Source organism: Rhizobium sp. F40D2 (assembly GCF_051810745.2).
Taxonomy (GTDB): domain Bacteria; phylum Pseudomonadota; class Alphaproteobacteria; order Rhizobiales; family Rhizobiaceae; genus Rhizobium.
In genome coordinates, this window is record NZ_CM131436.1 from 1,447,518 (window position 1) to 1,465,087 (window position 17,570).

General features: G+C 62.6%; 15 protein-coding genes and 1 pseudogene. 13 read left to right on the forward strand and 3 right to left on the reverse strand.

The window, feature by feature from the left end; translation table 11 throughout:
• Positions 1–6 precede the first annotated feature (6 nt).
• The gene (locus tag ACS4RS_RS07100) at positions 7–330 is read left to right on the forward strand and encodes a YbaB/EbfC family nucleoid-associated protein (RefSeq protein ID WP_003555794.1); all 324 of its coding nucleotides are present in this window, start codon (positions 7–9) and stop codon (positions 328–330) included.
• 37 nt (positions 331–367) lie between these two features.
• Here the strand turns inward: ACS4RS_RS07100 and ACS4RS_RS07105 are convergent, their stop codons facing one another.
• Positions 368–1,024, reverse strand: coding sequence for an MOSC domain-containing protein (locus ACS4RS_RS07105; RefSeq protein WP_439011542.1), 657 nt, complete (start codon positions 1,022–1,024; stop codon positions 368–370).
• 18 nt (positions 1,025–1,042) lie between these two features.
• Between ACS4RS_RS07105 and recR the strand changes: the two genes are divergently transcribed.
• Entirely contained in the window at positions 1,043–1,648 is a 606-nt protein-coding gene (gene recR, locus ACS4RS_RS07110) for a recombination mediator RecR (protein WP_012559493.1), read from the forward strand.
• On the forward strand, positions 1,645–2,898 hold the full coding sequence (locus tag ACS4RS_RS07115) for a lytic murein transglycosylase (protein ID WP_439011541.1): 1,254 nt from the start codon (positions 1,645–1,647) through the stop codon (positions 2,896–2,898). Before recR ends, ACS4RS_RS07115 begins: the two co-directional genes overlap by 4 nt.
• Positions 2,899–2,901: 3 nt before the next feature.
• Here the strand turns inward: ACS4RS_RS07115 and ACS4RS_RS07120 are convergent, their stop codons facing one another.
• Together ACS4RS_RS07120 and ACS4RS_RS07125 are read right to left on the reverse strand one after the other, a co-directional pair.
• Positions 2,902–3,357, reverse strand: coding sequence for a GNAT family N-acetyltransferase (locus tag ACS4RS_RS07120; protein WP_439011540.1), 456 nt, complete (start codon positions 3,355–3,357; stop codon positions 2,902–2,904).
• Between the two features lie 8 nt (positions 3,358–3,365).
• On the reverse strand, positions 3,366–5,045 hold the full coding sequence (locus ACS4RS_RS07125; protein WP_449313928.1) for an MFS transporter: 1,680 nt from the start codon (positions 5,043–5,045) through the stop codon (positions 3,366–3,368).
• 198 nt (positions 5,046–5,243) lie between these two features.
• On the opposite strand from ACS4RS_RS07125, the gene rimP reads away from it, so the two are divergent.
• The 10 genes and pseudogenes from rimP to ACS4RS_RS07175 all read left to right on the forward strand — a co-directional run bounded on the left by rimP (position 5,244) and on the right by ACS4RS_RS07175 (position 17,562).
• Positions 5,244–5,849 carry a ribosome maturation factor RimP gene (gene rimP, locus ACS4RS_RS07130; protein WP_283196874.1) on the forward strand — a complete coding sequence of 202 codons (606 nt, stop codon included), beginning with the start codon at positions 5,244–5,246 and terminating at the stop codon, positions 5,847–5,849.
• A 59-nt stretch (positions 5,850–5,908) separates the two neighbouring features.
• Entirely contained in the window at positions 5,909–7,510 is a 1,602-nt protein-coding gene (nusA, locus tag ACS4RS_RS07135; RefSeq protein WP_097628405.1) for a transcription termination factor NusA, read from the forward strand.
• Positions 7,507–8,199 (forward strand): RNA-binding protein, encoded by a 693-nt coding sequence (locus tag ACS4RS_RS07140; protein WP_449313929.1) that lies wholly within the window; start codon positions 7,507–7,509, stop codon positions 8,197–8,199. The genes nusA and ACS4RS_RS07140 overlap by 4 nt, the downstream gene beginning before the upstream one ends.
• Positions 8,200–8,300: 101 nt before the next feature.
• A pseudogene (infB, locus tag ACS4RS_RS07145) lies at positions 8,301–11,056 on the forward strand (translation initiation factor IF-2).
• 156 nt (positions 11,057–11,212) lie between these two features.
• Positions 11,213–11,617: a 30S ribosome-binding factor RbfA gene (rbfA, locus tag ACS4RS_RS07150; RefSeq protein WP_012559487.1), complete on the forward strand. Its 405-nt coding sequence runs from the start codon at positions 11,213–11,215 to the stop codon at positions 11,615–11,617.
• Between the two features lie 13 nt (positions 11,618–11,630).
• Complete coding sequence (truB, locus tag ACS4RS_RS07155) at positions 11,631–12,563, forward strand: tRNA pseudouridine(55) synthase TruB (RefSeq protein WP_439011536.1); 933 nt, start codon at positions 11,631–11,633, stop codon at positions 12,561–12,563.
• Between the two features lie 82 nt (positions 12,564–12,645).
• Positions 12,646–13,497, forward strand: coding sequence for an alpha/beta fold hydrolase (locus tag ACS4RS_RS07160; protein ID WP_439011535.1), 852 nt, complete (start codon positions 12,646–12,648; stop codon positions 13,495–13,497).
• A gap of 153 nt (positions 13,498–13,650) precedes the next feature.
• Positions 13,651–13,920, forward strand: a complete 270-nt coding sequence (gene rpsO / locus ACS4RS_RS07165; RefSeq protein WP_025417456.1) for a 30S ribosomal protein S15 — start codon at positions 13,651–13,653, stop codon at positions 13,918–13,920.
• Between the two features lie 356 nt (positions 13,921–14,276).
• Positions 14,277–16,415: a polyribonucleotide nucleotidyltransferase gene (gene pnp, locus ACS4RS_RS07170; RefSeq protein ID WP_449313930.1), complete on the forward strand. Its 2,139-nt coding sequence runs from the start codon at positions 14,277–14,279 to the stop codon at positions 16,413–16,415.
• Positions 16,416–16,545: 130 nt separating this feature from the next.
• The gene (locus tag ACS4RS_RS07175; RefSeq protein ID WP_439011534.1) at positions 16,546–17,562 is read left to right on the forward strand and encodes a methyltransferase; all 1,017 of its coding nucleotides are present in this window, start codon (positions 16,546–16,548) and stop codon (positions 17,560–17,562) included.
• The last annotated feature ends 8 nt before the right edge of the window (positions 17,563–17,570 follow it).

Sequence of the window (17,570 nt, forward strand, 5' to 3'; positions counted from 1 at the left end):
GAGACGATGCGCGACATCATGGGCATGATGGGCAAAGTCAAGGAAATGCAAGCCAAGATGGAGCAGATGCAGGCGGAGATCGCCGAGCTCACGGCCGAAGGCAAGGCGGGCGGCGGCCTCGTTGCCGTCGTCATCTCCGGCAAGGGCGAGCTGAAGAGCCTGAAGATCGACCCGTCGCTGTTCAAGGAAGACGATGTCGAGATCCTCGAGGACCTGATCGTTGCCGCCCATAAGGACGCCAAGGACAAGGCCGAAGCGCTCGCCGCCGAAAAGACCAAGGCGCTGACCGCCGGCCTGCCGATCCCGCCCGGCTTCAAGCTGCCGTTCTGATAGCAGGCAATTCGGTCTTTCGTATTTTCAACGCGGCTTAGCGCTGCGCTTCCAGCATTGCCCGCAACTTGTAATGAATAGGGGCTGCGAGGTATCGCGCTCGGTCCGCCTCGGAAAGCGGCCGGCCGACGGTTTCCATCAGCTCCGGCATCGTCAGCCTTTCTCCGGGAAAACGCTGATATTCCACCGGCGTCCCGGCTTCGGCCACGCCACCCGTGACGACCCGGCAATAGATGCCGGGGCGCGCGGCGATGGTATAGCGCTTGACGAATTGCGGATCGTTCATCCTGGCGGCGAAGGTGGCGCAGGGGATACGGCATGCGCTGACTTCAAGGACGAGATCGCCTGATATGAAACGGTCGCCGACGGAAACGGCGCGATTGTCGAGATCTGAGATCACCATGTTTTCGCCGAAAGTGCCGGGTTCGTATGGCCGGCCAAGCTCGCTGCTCCACCAGTCGAGCGTCAGCGATCCCTCGATATAAACAGCCTGATCGACGCCGCCATGATGTTTGCGGTTGCAGATCGCATCACCGACCAGCCCCTCGGCATCGATCATCACCGCGCCGTTGACGGCGTGTTTGAAGATGCCGGTCTTGTAGCTCTTGCCGGCCAGCCTTTGCGGATTGCCGATGCACAGCGCCAGGATTTTCATGGGACGGCCGATCCTTCCGCGATTCCGTTTTCGTTGCATATCAGCTAAGAACGGCGCATGGCAAAACGAGTCACCGGCCCCGAAATCGAAAAACTCATCCAGCTTCTGGCGAAGGTGCCGGGCCTCGGGCCGCGCTCGGCGCGCCGGGCGGCACTGCATCTGATCAAGAAGAAGGACCAGCTGCTGGGGCCGCTGTCGAATGCGATGGGCGAGGCTTACGACAAGGTGAAGATCTGCTCGCGCTGCGGCAATGTCGATACCGTCGATCCCTGCACCGTCTGCACCGACACGCAGCGCGATCAATCCATCATCATCGTCGTCGAGGACGTATCGGACCTCTGGGCGCTGGAGCGGGCAGGCGCGATGAACGCCGCCTATCATGTGCTCGGCGGCACGCTGTCGCCGCTCGACGGGATCGGCCCCGACGATCTGAATATTCGCGGGCTGATCGACCGGATCGGCGAAGGCGGCATCCGGGAACTGATCATCGCGGTCAACGCCACCGTCGAGGGGCAGACGACGGCGCATTACATCACCGACCAGCTGCAGGGGCTGAACGTGAAGATCACCCGCCTGGCGCATGGCGTGCCGGTCGGCGGCGAGCTCGACTATCTCGACGAGGGCACGCTTGCCGCAGCACTTCGGGCACGGACGGTGATATGAGAGGGTTTCATTTTCTGCGGATATTCGCGCTTGCGATAACAACCGCCCTCCTCCCGCTCTCCGCACACGCGACCCCTTCAAAAGCCGATGTCGAGGCGCAGTTCGAGACGTGGGTGCAGAATGACCTCTGGCCAGAGGCGAAGGCGAACGGGATTTCCGAGAAGAGCTTCAAGGCCGCCTTCTCCGGCATCACGCTGAACTGGAACCTACCCGATCTCGCCCCGCCCGGCTTCCCGCCGCCGAAGGAGCAGAAGCAGACGCAGGCGGAGTTTTCCTCGCCCGGCCCCTATTTCAACGAGGACCATCTGAAGAGGCTTGCCGCAACCGGCCGCGGCTTTGCCGCGCAATACGGCTCGACGCTAAAGCGCATCGAAAAGACCTATGGCGTGCCGGGGCCGATCGTGCTGGCTATCTGGGGCCGGGAGACGGGCTTTGGCGCCGCGAAGATCCCGAATTCGGCAATCGAGGTGCTGGCGACCAAGGCCTTCATGTCGACGCGCAAGGAGATGTTCCGCACCGAACTGGTGGCGGCGCTGCATATTCTCGACGGCGGCGACGTGAGACCGTCAGATTTCAAGGGTTCGTGGGCCGGCGCGCTCGGGCAGCCGCAATTCATGCCGACGAGCTACCTGAAATATGCCGTGGATTTCGACGGCGACGGCCATCGCAATATCTGGACCTCGGTGCCGGATACGCTCGCTTCGATCGCCAATTTCCTGGTCAAGAAGGGCTGGCAGCGCGACCGCGACTGGGGCTTCGAGGTGTCGATACCGGAGGCGGTCTCCTGCGCGCAGGAAGGGCCGGATCTCGCAAAGCCGCTGTCGCACTGGGCCTCGCTCGGCATCGGCCGCATCTCCGGCAAGGATTTCCCCTCAAGCGAGATGAAAGCCGAGGGCATGATGCTGGTTCCGGCGGGCCGCGACGGGCCTGAGTTCATCGTCACGCCGAATTTCTACATCATCAAGGAATATAACAATTCCGATCTCTACGCGCTCTATATCGGCAATCTCGCCGACCGGATCGGCTCGAATGGCGGCGCCTTTGAGGGCCGATGGGGCGATGTCGGCAAGATGCTGCGCTCGGATGTCGCCGCCATGCAGAAGGCGCTGGAACGGCAGGGCTATGATGTCGGCGGTTCCGACGGCCTGCCGGGCTACAAAACCCGGCGTTCGATCGGCCAGTGGCAGGCGAAGAACGGCATGAAGCCGACCTGCTTTCCCGAAGCCACGATGAAGGGCAAGCTCAAGTAGCGTTCAGAGATTGCGCTTCAGCCCTTCATGGCTCGCGACGAAGCCGAGCTTCTCGTAGAAGCGGATCGAATCCGCCCGCGTCTTGTCCGTTGTCAGCTGCACCAGGCCGCAGCCGCGCGCGGCGCATTGGCCGACCGCCCATTCGATGAATGCGGAGCCGAGGCCCGAGCCGCGAAGATCGCTTGCGACGCGCACGCTTTCAATCTGGCCGCGCCACATGCCCGTCCTCGACAGGCCGGGGATGAAGCTCAGCTGCAGGCAGCCGACAACCCGATCGGAAGCGTCGATTGCAACGGCCAGAAGCTGATTGGCATCCGCCTCGATCGCGGCAAAGGCCGAGAGGTAACGCGGATCGACGGCATCAGAGATTATCTCTCTGGTGCCACCGAGATCGTCATCGGCCAGCAGCCGGACGATGGTGCCGAGATCGGACTGGCGGGCAAGCCTGAAATTATACATGACTCACCTCAATGATGCAGATCGATCGGCGCCTTGTGGAAGACGTCGTCGCCGGGTGGAATGGCCTGGCGTTCGATCATGCGGTGGACATGCAGCGGACCTTCGCCGCGATGAAGCGCACGAAGCCTGTCGGTGTTTTCGGCATCGGCCTGCGTGCGCCGCTGGTTGTGTCTTATGTATTCGACCCAGGTCGGCGTATGGTAGGTTTCCGTCCAAAGCCCGGGATTTTCGAGATCGCGCATCAGCGCCCAGTTGCGGGCGCCGTCGCGGATGCGGATACGGCGGCGTTCGCCCATCAGTTGCATGAATTCGGCAAGGTCGTCATCTCCGATCTCGTAATCGACCTGGATGACGATCGGGCCGCTGCGCGGGGTGATGTCGAGACTGAGAGCCGGCTCGGTGAAGCGGTTCAGCGGATCGAGATTGAGCGAGGCGAAGGCCGGCATGGAAAAGCGCAGGCCGATAACGATGCCGAGCAGCATGACGACCGACGACATCAGCAGCGCGTCGGCGACGCCGTAGCGATCGGCGGCCACACCCCAGAGCCAGCTGCCGCCGGCGATGCCGCCGAAGGTTACGGTCTGGTAGAGCGACAGCGCGCGTCCCACCACCCAGCGCGGCGTCGAGAGCTGGACGATGGTGTTGAAAAGCGACAGTGCGGAGACCCAGCAGGCGCCGGAGACGAGCAGCCCGGCCGAGGTGAGCACCGCGTTTGGGCTGAAGGCGGCGATGACGGCACTCAGGGCGAAGCCGGTAAAGGCCAGGCGGATGATCATCTCGCTGGACAGCATCTGGCGCAGCCGCGCATTCAGCACCGCGCCGCCGATCGCGCCGATGCCGAAGGCACCGAGCATGAAACCATAGGTCAGCGGGCCGCCGCCGACGAGATCGAGTGCCACGACCGGCAGCAGCGCCAGGATCGAGCTGGCGCCGATGCCGAAGAGCAGGCCCCGGAGGAGAACCTTTTCGAGATTGGGCGACATCGAGACATACCGCAGGCCGGCGAAGATGGCGCTGCCGAGCGCCTCGCGCGGCAAGGTCGAGACCGGCGTGCTCGGGCGCCAGCGCAGCAGGGCATAGATCAAAGCGAGGTAGCTCACGGTGTTCACCGCGAAGGCCGCGGCCGCGCCGGCTGCGGCGACGATGACGCCGCCGATTGCCGGGCCGACGCTGCGGGTAATGTTGAAACCCATGCTGTTCAGCGTGACGGCGCCCGGCAGATCGGCGCGCGGCACCATGTCGCCGACCGAGGCCTGCCAGGAAGGGTTATTGAGCGCGGTGCCGCAGCCGATCAGGAAAGTGAAGAAGAGCAGCAACCAGGGCGTGATCCAGCCGAGAAGGGCAGTGGCCGTCAGCAGCGCCGAGACCGTCAGCATCATACACTGCGCCGTCAGCATCACCCGGCGGCGGTCGTAATTGTCGGCGAGCGCGCCCGAGATCAGCGAAAACAGCATGATCGGCAGCGCCGTCGAGGTCTGTACCAGCGCGACCATGTCCTCGGAGGCGGTGATCGTCGTCATCATCCAGGCGGCACCGACCGCCTGGATCAGGCCGCCGAAATTCGAGGACAGGCTGGCGAACCAGATGGTGCGGTAGGTATCGTGCCGCAAAGGCGCCAATGTCGACGAAGTGTAGGCCACGATTTCTCCCGCTTTTGTTGTTGCGCGCCCACGGCAATATATGCGCAAGACCGGCGCCGGCCATAGGTCTCGTCACCTCGCCGGAAGCGAATTGGCCGAATCGGTCGCAGACCTTGCAATTTCGGAAAAACCCGACTATATGGCTCTCAAATTCTTGATCGCTTGATGAAGAGTGGGCCGCAAGGACCCGCTCTTTTTTATTAGCGCGATCGCCTAAACAGCATGAAATTGCGAGGAGCGCATCGCTTGTCGGACATGACAAACGCAGACAACGAACTTGAGCCGCGGCTGATTACCGAAACCGGGCTTGACCAGCGTCTTGCCGATATCATCGAACCCGTCCTCGTCGGCCTGGGCTTTCGGTTGATCCGCGTCCGTATGCTGAACCAGAACGGCGCGACGATGCAGGTGATGGCCGAGCGCAACGACGGGACGATGACGGTTCAGGACTGCGAAGAAATCTCAATGGCGATTTCTCCCGTCCTCGATGTGGAAGATCCGATCGATAAAGAGTATCATCTCGAAGTGTCGTCGCCCGGCATCGACCGTCCGATGGTTCGGAAATCCGACTTCGTCCGCTGGCAAGGCCACCTTGTGAAATGCGAGACGTCGATCCTGATCGACAATCGCAAGCGCTTCCGCGGCAAGATAGTCGAAGCAGGCGTGGATGGTTTCACGCTGGAGCGTGACCAGGTCGCTTATGGGGAAGAGCAAAAGGTCACCATTCCCTTCACGGCGCTTAGCGATGCGAAGCTCATTCTGACCGACGACCTGATCCGCGATGCGTTGCGCGCCGACAAGCTGGCGAAAGCCCAGGCCGCCAACCAGAACGAAGCGGACGACCAGGAATAACCGATCAACAGACCGCTCCAGGGACGGGAACCCCGGGGTTAAGACGGAGAAACAAGACAATGGCAGTCAGTGCGAACCGGCTCGAACTTCTGCAGATCGCAGATGCAGTGGCGCGCGAAAAGGTCATCGACCGCGAGATCGTGCTGGCCGCAATGGCCGACGCCATACAGAAGGCGGCACGCTCCCGTTACGGCACCGAGTCCAACATCCGGGCCGACATCAATCCGAAGACCGGCGAAATCCGTCTGCAGCGCCTGCTCGAAGTCGTCGACAAGGCCGAGGATTATTCGACGCAGATCCCGCTGGAGCTTGCTCGCGACCGCAACCCGGACGCTGCACTCGGCGATTTCATCGCCGATCCGCTGCCGCCGATGGATTTCGGCCGCATCGCCGCACAGTCCGCCAAGCAGGTGATCGTGCAGAAGGTGCGTGAAGCCGAGCGCGACCGCCAGTTCGACGAATTCAAGGATCGTGTCGGCGAAATCGTCAACGGCACGGTCAAGCGCGTCGAATACGGCAACGTCATCGTCGATCTCGGCCGTGGCGAAGGCATTATCCGCCGCGACGAAATGATCCCGCGCGAAAACGTCCGCTATGGCGATCGCGTCCGTGCCTACGTCTATGACGTCCGTCGCGAACAGCGCGGCCCGCAGATCTTCCTGTCGCGCACGCATCCGCAGTTCATGGTGAAGCTGTTCACCATGGAAGTGCCTGAAATCTACGACGGCATCATCCAGGTGAAGTCGGTCGCCCGCGATCCGGGCTCGCGCGCCAAGATCGCGGTGATCTCGAACGACAGTTCGATCGATCCGGTCGGCGCCTGCGTCGGTATGCGCGGTTCGCGCGTTCAGGCCGTCGTCGGCGAGCTTCAGGGCGAGAAGATCGACATCATTCCGTGGAGCCAAGACCCGGCGACCTTCGTCGTCAACGCCCTGCAGCCGGCCGAAGTCGCCAAGGTCGTTCTCGACGAGGATGCCGAGCGTATCGAAGTCGTCGTTCCCGACGAGCAGCTGTCGCTTGCGATCGGCCGCCGCGGCCAGAACGTCCGCCTCGCCTCGCAGCTGACCGGCTGGGACATCGACATCATGACGGAGGCCGAGGAATCGGAACGCCGCCAGAAGGAATTCAACGAGCGCACCAACCTGTTCATGGATTCGCTCGACGTCGACGAAATGGTCGGCCAGGTTCTGGCCTCCGAAGGCTTTGCCGCGGTCGAAGAACTGGCTTATGTCGATCTCGACGAAATCTCCTCGATCGACGGTTTCGACGAAGAGACGGCGCAGGAAATCCAGCAGCGCGCCCGCGAGTTCCTCGAGCGTCTCGAAGCTGAGATGGACGAGAAGCGCAAGGCGCTCGGCGTTCAGGACGAGCTGCGCGAAATCGACGGCATGACCGCCCAGATGATGGTGGCGCTCGGCGAAGACGGCATCAAGACGATCGAGGACTTTGCCGGTTGCGCCGCTGACGATCTCGTCGGCTGGACGGAACGCAAAAACGGCGAAACGAAGAAGTTCGAAGGCCTGTTCTCGAAATTCGACGTCTCGCGAGTCGAAGCCGAGCAGATGATCGTCCAGGCCCGCCTGTCGGCTGGCTGGATCACCGAAGAGGACCTGGCGAAGGGGACAGAAGAAGAGGTCGCCGAAGCCGAACAAGAAGCATGATGACCGCGCATGAGCCGGACGCTCCTGACGAGGACGACGATCTTGCAGGTTATGACGTGAACGGACGCATGTGCATCGTGACGCGCGAAAGCGGATCGCCGGAAGAGTTGATCCGCTTCGTTGCCGCTCCCGATGGAACCGTTGTCGCCGATTTGAAGCGCGAGCTTCCGGGACGCGGATGCTGGGTGAAGATCGACCGGTCGCTGGTCGACAGGGCAGTGGCGAAGAAACTCTTCGCCCGCGCGCTGAAAATGGATGTGAAGGCGGCAGACGATCTCGGCGCAAGCGTCGACCGGCTGCTCTCGGCGCAATTGATGCAGATGATGAACATGGCGCGGAAAGCCGGCCAGTTCGTCAGCGGGTCCTCGAAAGTGGATGCCGCGGTCAGAAGCGGGGCAGCCCTTGCGGTGTTCCATGCGACTGATGCAGCGGATGACGGCGTCCGGAAAATCGACCAGGCCCGCAAGGCCTGGCACCTCGGAATGGAGACCGAGGAGGAGATACCTTCCTTCCGTCTCTTCTCGGAGAGCGAAATGGAAGGCCTGATGGGCCAGAATGCTTTTATCCATGCCGCAGTGCTTGCAGGGCAGGCGGGTGAGGGTGTAGTGAAGCGCGCAAAGATGCTCGAACAGTACCGTATTGGCGGTCAGTCCCGGGCAGCGGGCGGCGCTGGCCGGCAAAAACAATGAGGCGGTCACCGGCATCGGCCGGTCGCATTCTCATTGATCGACAGTATTGAACGACAGGGTCTGATCTAGTCATCGCTCCCTGTCCGAAGGAACGGGAACGAATGACCGATAGTAACGACGACAAGACAATCAGCGTGACGGGCAAAAAGACGCTTACCCTGAAACCATCGGGGATGAGCCAGGGCACCGTTCGCCAGGATATGGGTCGAGGTCGCACCAAGGCGGTTGTCGTCGAGACCCGCAAGCGGCGCCCGATGCGCCCGGAAGACGAAAAGCCGATCACACATGTCGCTCCGGCGACTCCCGTGCGTGCAGCCGAACCGGCGCCCGCGCCGGTGCAGGCGCGCCCGCAACAACCGACGCCGGCACCGCGGATCCAGCAGGGCAATAACAGCCAGGCGAACCAGCGTCCGCAGCAGTCCCACCAGGCGCCACGCCAGAACGACCGTCCGCGGCCGGTGGTGCTGAACCATCTGTCGCCTGAAGAGATGGACGCCCGCCGCCGCGCGCTTGCCGACGCCCAGGCGCGTGACGCCCAGGATGCGATCCGCCGCGCCGAGGACGAAAAGCGCAGAGCCGCCGAAGAGGTTATCCGCAAGGCCGCCGAGGCCGAAGAGGCTGCCCGCAGGGCCGCCGAAGAGGCTATCCGGCAGGCTGAGGCGCCCGCTCCCGTTGCTGAACCGGCAGCCGCAGCAGCGGCTCCGGCCGAAGCACGCGCCGACGCCCCGCGGCCGCAGCAACCCGCTTCGTCGGCACCTGCCGCACGCCGGCCCGATGCGGCTGGAGCACCAGCTGCTGCCCGTCCGGCAGCGGGCGCTGCCACCCCGGCGCCGTTCGCGGCCGCCGCGATGAAAAGGAAGAGGACGATCGGGGTGCCGCACGCGGCGGCCTGGTCCGTGGCCGCGTCGTTCGCCCGGAACCGGCAAAGCCGGTCACGACACGCCCGAAGACGGATGAAGAGCGCCGTCGCGGCAAGCTGACGATCTCCACTGCCAACGTCGACGGCGAGGACAATGCCCGCGGCCGTTCGCTGTCGGCCATGCGCCGCCGGCAGGAGAAATTCCGCCGCGGCCAGATGCAGGAAACCCGGGAGAAGATCTCCCGTGAGGTGGTTCTGCCGGAGACCATCACCATTCAGGAACTGTCGCAGCGCATGTCCGAACGCGCCGTCGACGTCATCAAGTACCTGATGAAGGAAGGCCAGATGATGAAGCCGGGCGACGTCATCGACGCCGACCTTGCCGAGCTCATCGCCAGCGAATTCGGCCACACGGTCAGGCGCGTGTCGGAATCCGACGTCGAACTCGGCATCTTCAACGTCTCCGACGAGGATGGCGAACTGGTTTCGCGCCCGCCCGTCGTCACCATCATGGGCCATGTCGACCACGGCAAGACCTCGCTGCTCGACGCCATCCGCCATGCCAACGTGGTCTCCGGCGAAGCCGGTGGCATCACCCAGCATATCGGCGCCTATCAGGTGGAGCAGAGCGGTCAGAAGATCACTTTCATCGACACCCCCGGCCACGCCGCCTTCACGGCAATGCGTGCCCGCGGTGCCCAGGCGACCGACATCGCGATCCTGGTCGTTGCCGCCGACGACAGCGTGATGCCGCAGACGATCGAATCGATCAACCACGCCAAGGCGGCCGGTGTTCCGATCATCGTTGCGATCAACAAGGTCGACAAGCACGAGGCCGATCCGCAGAAGGTCCGCAACCAGCTGCTGCAGCACGAAGTCTTCGTGGAATCCATGGGCGGTGAAGTGCTCGACGTCGAAGTTTCGGCCAAAACCGGCAAGAACCTCGACAAGCTGCTCGAGGCGATCCTGTTGCAGGCGGAAATTCTCGATCTCAAGGCCAACCCGAACCGGACTGCCGAAGGCACCGTCATCGAAGCCCAGCTCGATCGTGGCCGCGGTTCGGTCGCGACCGTGCTCGTCCAGAAGGGCACGCTGCGTCCGGGCCAGATCATCGTCGCCGGCGACGTCTGGGGCCGCGTGCGCGCGCTCGTCACCGATAAGGGCGACCACGTGAAGGAAGCGGGTCCCGCGACCCCGGTCGAGGTTCTCGGTCTTTCCGGCACGCCGCAGGCGGGCGACAAGTTCGCCGTCGTCGAAAGCGAAAGCCGCGCCCGCGAGATCTCGGAGTACCGTCAGCGACTGGCCCGCGACAAGGCGGCTGCCCGCCAGTCGGGACAGCGCGGTTCGCTGGAACAGATGATGATGCAGCGCCAGAGCGCCGGCATCAAGGAGTTCCCGCTGGTTATCAAGGGTGACGTGCAAGGCTCGATCGAAGCGATTGCCGGCGCACTGGAAAAGCTCGGCACCGACGAAGTCCGCGCTCGCATCGTCCATTCGGGCGCCGGCGGCATCACCGAGTCGGATATCTCGCTCGCCGAAGCTTCGAACGCGGCCATCATCGGCTTCAACGTTCGTGCCAATACGCAGGCACGCCAGTTCGCCGAACGCGAAGGCATCGAAATCCGCTACTACAACATCATCTACGACCTGGTGGATGACGTGAAGGCGGCAATGTCGGGCCTGCTCTCTCCGGAACGGCGCGAAACCTTCATCGGCAATGCCGAAATCCTCGAGGTGTTCAACATCACCAAGGTCGGCAAGGTGGCAGGCTGCCGTGTCGTCGAAGGCAAGGTCGAACGCGGTGCCGGCGTCCGCCTCATCCGCAACGACGTCGTCGTTCATGAAGGCAAGCTCAAGACCCTCAAGCGCTTCAAGGACGAAGTGTCCGAAGTGCCGATGGGCCAGGAATGCGGCATGGCCTTCGAAAATTACGAGGATATGCGCGCCGGCGACGTCATCGAGTGCTTCCGCGTCGAACATATCACGCGCACGCTCTAAACCGCCGCGCTTTAAGCATCAGCTTTCCGAAAGCCATTCGCCAGCCGGCGGATGGCTTTCGGGCATCCGCCGGCTTGACCTTTTCGGCCAAAGGAGTCATGGACGCTCTCCTTTGACGGGTTCGATTCCCAGCCGCATCGGCAAATAGAGATAACAATGACCAGAGCAACTTCTTCCGCGCCTTCGCAGCGCATGCTGCGCGTTGGCGAACAGGTCCGCGCCGCGATCACCCAGGTACTGCAGCGCGGCGAAGTGCGCGACGATGTCATCGAAGCGACGGTGATCTCGATCTCGGAAGTGCGCATGTCGCCCGACCTGAAGATCGCCACCGCCTATGTGACGCCGCTCGGCGTTTCCGACCACAGCGTCGTCATCGAGGCGTTGAACCGTCATGCGAGGTATATCCGCGGCAGGCTCGGGCAGCAGCTTCGCCAGATGAAATACATGCCGGAGGTGCGCTTCCGCGACGATACCAGCTTCGACAACTACAAGAAAATCGACGAGCTACTGCGTTCGCCCGAGGTGAGCCGCGACCTCGACGGCGATAACGACGAACAATAAACAGAAGAGACGCATGTCCAAACCACGCAAACCCAAAGGCCGGCCGATTTCCGGCTGGCTGATCCTCGACAAGCCGGTGGATTTCGGCTCGACGGAAGCCGTTTCCAAGATCAAGTGGCTCTATAAGGCACAGAAGGCCGGTCATGCCGGCACGCTCGATCCGCTCGCCTCCGGCATGCTGCCGATCGCGCTCGGCGATGCGACGAAGACCGTTCCCTATGTGATGGACGGCCGCAAGATCTATGAATTCACGGTCAGCTGGGGCGAAGAGCGGGCGACGGACGATCTCGAAGGCGAAGTGACCGCAAGCTCGGACAGCCGTCCCAGCGAACAGCAGATCCGCGATATCCTGCCCGGCTATATCGGCACCATCAGCCAGGTGCCGCCGCAGTTTTCCGCCATCAAAATATCGGGTGAACGCGCCTATGATCTGGCGCGCGAAGGCGAAACCGTCGAAATCCCCTCGCGCGAAGTCGATATCTTCCGACTGACCCTGCTCGCCTGCCCGGATTCGAATACCGCGCATTTCGAAGTGGAATGCGGCAAGGGCACCTATGTCAGGGCGCTCGCCCGCGATTTCGGCCGCGAGCTCGGCTGCTACGGCCACGTGTCGGGTCTCAGGCGCACCTTCGTCGCGCCTTTTGCGGAAGAAGCGATGGTGCCGCTCGCAGACCTCGTGGCGCTGGAGGCGATCGAGGACATGGACGAGCGACTTGCCGCCCTCGACGCGTTGCTGATCGACACCTGCGAGGCGCTATCGGCGCTGCCCCACCTGGTCATCAACGACGACCAGGCGCACCGGCTGAAGATGGGCAACCCGATCCTCGTGCGCGGCCGCGATGCGCCGATTGCCGAAAGCGAAGCCTATGCAACGGCCCGCGGCAGGCTGATCGCGATCGGTGAGATCGGCCAGGGCGAGTTTCGCCCGAAGCGGGTTTTTGCCTGAATCTATGCAGCTGACGATTGTCAGGCAGTAGCGATGCGATATCTTCCTTTCGGGCCATAACGGCCCGACAAGGGGGATGATGATGCGCGCAACCGCGATCGGCATGCTGACGTTCTTTTCGATGTTTCTCACCGTTACCGGCGCTCAATCCGGCGAGCGCTGGGCCGAGCTTCCGGCTTTTCCGGCGATGCCCGCGCCGAAGACCAGCGGCATGGCTGAAGTGAACGACATCAAGATGTATTACGCCGAATATGGTGAAGGCGAGCCGATGCTCTTCATCCATGGCGGGCTTGGCAATGCCGATGTCTGGGGTCACCAGATCGCCGAATTCTCCAAAGACCACCTCGTCATCGTTGCCGACAGCCGCGGGCATGGACGCTCGACGCGCAGCCAAAAGCCCTTCGGCTACGACCTGATGACCTCGGATTATGCAGCCCTTCTGGACCATCTGAAGATCGGCAAGGTGACGCTGGTGGGTTGGTCGGACGGCGGCATCATCGGCATCGACATGGCGATGAACCATCCGGAAAAGCTGACGCGCGTCATTGCCCAGGCGGCCAACGTCACGACCGACGGCGTCAAGCCTGACGTCATGAACAATAGGACCTTCAACGACTATATCACCGTCGCCGGCGAGCAGTACCGGAAGCTGTCGCCGACGCCGAATGAATACGACGCCTTCGTCACCCAGATCTCCGAAATGTGGGCGACGCAGCCGGCCTGGACGGCAGCGGATCTCGGAAAGATCACGGTGCCGGTCACGCTCGCCATCGGCGATCACGATGAAGCCGTGAAGCTCGACCATACCGAGATGATGGCGAAAGAAATTCCGGGCTCAAAGCTGGTCATCCTGAAAGAGGCCAGCCATTTCGCCATGCTGCAGGATCCCGCAGGTTACAATGCGATGATCCGGGAGGCGTTGGCGAGCCGCTGAAAACCGCTGCGGGAGCTCCCCTCTTTCCATCGCTGCTTAATTGGTTTATAGGCAGCGCCAGCGTCAGGTTCGCCTGCTCGCATTCACGGCCAAAGCTGGACGGCATCCCGGCTTTTGGCGACCTCTATCTCCTCTCTTAGAAAGGATCACCCGATGTCGATCACTGCTGAGCGCAAGTCTGCGCTGATCAAGGAATACGCAACCGCCGAAGGCGATACCGGTTCTCCGGAAGTCCAGGTCGCGATCCTGACCGAACGCATCAACAACCTGACTGAACACTTCAAGGACCACAAGAAGGATAACCATTCCCGCCGTGGCCTGTTGACGATGGTTTCGAGCCGCCGCTCGCTTCTTGATTATCTCAAGAAGAAGGATGAAGGCCGCTATTCCAAGCTGATCTCCAGCCTGGGTATCCGCCGCTAAGATTGTCCGGCGGGCGCTTTCCGAGCGCCCGCCGGATCCTGTTTCGGGACACGGTTCCCGATGAAATGTTCCAGCCGCGCCCTATCTGCAAGCGGTGGAAAGATCGGCGGACCCGGATGGGCCGGTTCTGCCAAACCAACCGTTGACCTGTCATGGGGCAGGATTGCCGGATGCTTTCGGCCAAGGCTTCTTCAAAGCTTTGGCCTGGTTTTCCAGGGGATCTCGGATTTGTCGAGGAACCGAGGATGAAAAGCCTCCCGTTGTCTTGCCCGTGATACGTCACATTATTTGCGGTCGACTGTGCGCTGCGCCTTGGTATCGGCGATGGCGCGTGCTCCCGCATTGAAGGACAAGTCATGTTTGATACACACACAGTCGAAATCGAGTGGGCCGGCCGCCCGCTGAAGCTTGAAACCGGGAAGATCGCCCGTCAGGCTGACGGTGCAGTTCTCGCCACCTACGGCGAAACCGTCGTTCTCGCCACCGTTGTCTCGGCCAAGTCGCCGAAGCCAGGCCAGGACTTCTTTCCGCTCACCGTCAACTACCAGGAAAAGACCTACGCAGCCGGTAAGATCCCCGGCGGCTATTTCAAGCGCGAGGGACGCCCGAGCGAGAACGAGACGCTCGTTTCCCGCCTGATCGACCGCCCGATCCGCCCGCTCTTCCCGGAAGGCTACAAGAACGACACGCAGGTCGTCGTTACCGTCATCCAGCACGATCTCGAGAACAACCCCGACATCCTGTCCATGGTCGCGACCTCGGCAGCGCTAACGCTCTCCGGCGTTCCCTTCATGGGCCCGGTCGGCGGTGCACGCGTCGGCTACATCAATGGCGAATACGTTCTCAACCCGCATCTTGACGAGATGGATGAGTCGAGCCTCGACCTCGTCGTCGCCGGCACCTACGACGCCGTGCTGATGGTTGAATCCGAAGCCAAGGAACTCAACGAAGAAGTCATGCTCGGCGCCGTCATGTTCGGCCACAAGGGCTTCCAGCCGGTTCTCGATGCGATCATCAAGCTCGCCGAAGTAGCCGCCAAGGAGCCGCGCGACTTCCAGCCGGAAGACTATTCCGCTCTCGAAAACGAGATGCTCGGCCTTGCCGAAGGCGAACTTCGCCAAGCCTACAAGATCACCCAGAAGGCCGATCGCTACGCTGCCGTCGACGCCGTCAAGGCGAAGGTGAAGGCGCACTTCCTCCCCGAGGAAGGCGAAGCCAAGTATACGGCCGAAGAAGTCGGCGCGATCTTCAAGCACCTGCAGGCGAAAATCGTCCGCTGGAACATCCTCGACACCAAGAGCCGCATCGACGGCCGCGATCTCGAAACCGTCCGTCCGATCGTTTCGGAAGTCGGCCTTCTGCCGCGCACCCATGGTTCGGCACTGTTCACCCGCGGTGAAACGCAGGCAATCGTGGTTGCCACGCTTGGCACCGGCGAAGACGAACAGTATGTCGACAGCCTGACGGGCATGTACAAGGAGCGCTTCCTGCTCCATTACAACTTCCCTCCCTACTCGGTTGGCGAAACCGGCCGCATGGGCTCCCCGGGCCGCCGTGAAATCGGCCATGGCAAGCTCGCATGGCGCGCGATCCGCCCGATGCTGCCGACAGCTGAGCAGTTCCCCTACACGCTGCGCGTCGTTTCCGAGATCACCGAGTCGAACGGCTCGTCCTCGATGGCGACCGTCTGCGGCACTTCGCTCGCGCTGATGGATGCCGGCGTTCCGCTGGCAAAGCCGGTTGCCGGTATCGCCATGGGTCTGATCCTGGAAGGCGATCGCTTCGCTGTCCTCTCCGACATTCTCGGTGACGAAGACCACCTCGGCGACATGGACTTCAAGGTTGCAGGGACCGCCGACGGCATCACCTCGCTGCAGATGGACATCAAAATCGCCGGTATCACCGAAGAGATCATGAAGGTCGCCCTCGGCCAGGCCCAGGGCGGTCGTGCCCACATTCTCGGCGAAATGGCAAAGGCCATCACCGAAAGCCGCGGCCAGCTCGGCGAATTCGCTCCGCGCATCGAAGTGATGAACATTCCGGTCGACAAGATCCGTGAAGTCATCGGCTCCGGCGGCAAGGTCATCCGCGAAATCGTCGAAAAGACCGGCGCCAAGATCAACATCGAGGACGACGGCACAGTCAAGATCGCCTCCTCTTCCGGCAAGGAAATCGAAGCGGCCCGCAAGTGGATCCACTCGATCGTCGCCGAGCCTGAAATCGGCCAGATCTACGAAGGCACGGTTGTCAAGACCGCCGACTTCGGCGCCTTCGTCAACTTCTTCGGCGCCCGCGACGGCCTCGTCCACATCTCGCAGCTTGCTTCCGAGCGCGTTGCCAAGACGCAGGACGTCGTCAAGGAAGGCGACAAGGTCTGGGTCAAGCTGCTCGGCTTCGACGAACGCGGCAAGGTTCGCCTGTCGATGAAGGTCGTCGACCAGGCCACCGGCAAGGAGATCCCGAACGAGAAGAAGAAGGAAGAAGCGGCCGAATAAGCCGCGTCTCCCAGATTTCATTCCGGGCGCGGGAATCTTCCGCGCCCTTTTTGTATCCAGGTTTTGCGCATGTCGTGGCCGCAAAACCGCTCAACACTTTTGCGCGACAAGCTTTAACGAGACGAGACCCATGAGCCGCGAAACGCTGAAGACCCTGTTCCATCCCTTTGCCAGCGGCACAGTCGCGGCGCCCGACGAGGGCGAGCGCGTGCTCTTCCTCGGCGCCGAGGCAGGCTTTGCGCTGCCGGAAGGTTTTGCCGCCGCGCTCAGCGCCGTCCAGGGTTTCCGGCCACTCTATCGGCAGTTGCTGGCGCAGCGGATCGAAGCAAAGCCCGAGATCGACGGCGAAGACTACGATGCCGCCCTGGTGCTCTGCACGAAGCACAAGGGCGAGAACGAGGCTAATCTTGCCGCGGCCATCGCCCGCACGCGGGTCGGCGGCCTGATCGTCGTCGCCGGCGCCAGGGAAGACGGCATCCAGCCGCTGCGCAAGCGCCTCGAAGGCTTCGGCCTCGCCATCGACCATATGCCGAAATATCACGGCGTCGCCTTCTGGTTCGGCCGCCCTGCCGATGCCGACGTGATCGTCTCGAAGCTGGCAAAGGCGCCGGTGCGCGTCGACGGCCGTTTCCATGCGACCGCCGGCATGTTCTCACATGACCGGATCGATGCCGGGTCGGAATTGCTCGCCTCGCGCCTGCCGCAGGATTTTACCGGCGACGCGGCGGATTTCGGCGCCGGATGGGGTTATCTCTCCGTCGAGCTGGCACAGAGGTCGCGTGGACTGACCCGCCTCGACCTTTACGAGGCCGATCACGCGGCTCTGGAGGCTGCGCGGGACAATCTGGCGGAGAACTGCCCGAACGCGCCTGCGCGCTTCTTCTGGCACGATCTGGCGGGCGAGCCGGTCAAGGACAAATACGATCTCGTCATCATGAACCCGCCCTTCCACGAAGGGCACGCCGCCGATCCGGCGCTCGGCCAGGCAATGATCAAGACCGCCGCATCTGCGCTACGCGGCGGCGGCCGCCTGATGCTGGTCGCCAATCGCGGCCTGCCCTACGAGCCGGTTCTGGCGGCGAATTTCAGGGAAAGCGGCGAAACCTGCCGCAACGCCCGCTTCAAGGTGCTCTGGGCGAAGAAATAGGCCCCAGC

What these genes read in the sequence shown, in the direction of transcription:
- ACS4RS_RS07100 (WP_003555794.1), top strand. Translation starts at nt 7, where the DNA reads ATGCGCGACATCATGGGCATGATGGGCAAAGTCAAGGAAATGCAAGCC.
- ACS4RS_RS07105 (WP_439011542.1), bottom strand. Translation starts at nt 1,024, where the DNA reads ATGCAACGAAAACGGAATCGCGGAAGGATCGGCCGTCCCATGAAAATC.
- recR (WP_012559493.1), top strand. Translation starts at nt 1,043, where the DNA reads ATGGCAAAACGAGTCACCGGCCCCGAAATCGAAAAACTCATCCAGCTT.
- ACS4RS_RS07115 (WP_439011541.1), top strand. Translation starts at nt 1,645, where the DNA reads ATGAGAGGGTTTCATTTTCTGCGGATATTCGCGCTTGCGATAACAACC.
- ACS4RS_RS07120 (WP_439011540.1), bottom strand. Translation starts at nt 3,357, where the DNA reads ATGTATAATTTCAGGCTTGCCCGCCAGTCCGATCTCGGCACCATCGTC.
- nusA (WP_097628405.1), top strand. Translation starts at nt 5,909, where the DNA reads ATGGCAGTCAGTGCGAACCGGCTCGAACTTCTGCAGATCGCAGATGCA.
- ACS4RS_RS07140 (WP_449313929.1), top strand. Translation starts at nt 7,507, where the DNA reads ATGATGACCGCGCATGAGCCGGACGCTCCTGACGAGGACGACGATCTT.
- rbfA (WP_012559487.1), top strand. Translation starts at nt 11,213, where the DNA reads ATGACCAGAGCAACTTCTTCCGCGCCTTCGCAGCGCATGCTGCGCGTT.
- truB (WP_439011536.1), top strand. Translation starts at nt 11,631, where the DNA reads ATGTCCAAACCACGCAAACCCAAAGGCCGGCCGATTTCCGGCTGGCTG.
- ACS4RS_RS07160 (WP_439011535.1), top strand. Translation starts at nt 12,646, where the DNA reads ATGCGCGCAACCGCGATCGGCATGCTGACGTTCTTTTCGATGTTTCTC.
- rpsO (WP_025417456.1), top strand. Translation starts at nt 13,651, where the DNA reads ATGTCGATCACTGCTGAGCGCAAGTCTGCGCTGATCAAGGAATACGCA.
- pnp (WP_449313930.1), top strand. Translation starts at nt 14,277, where the DNA reads ATGTTTGATACACACACAGTCGAAATCGAGTGGGCCGGCCGCCCGCTG.
- ACS4RS_RS07175 (WP_439011534.1), top strand. Translation starts at nt 16,546, where the DNA reads ATGAGCCGCGAAACGCTGAAGACCCTGTTCCATCCCTTTGCCAGCGGC.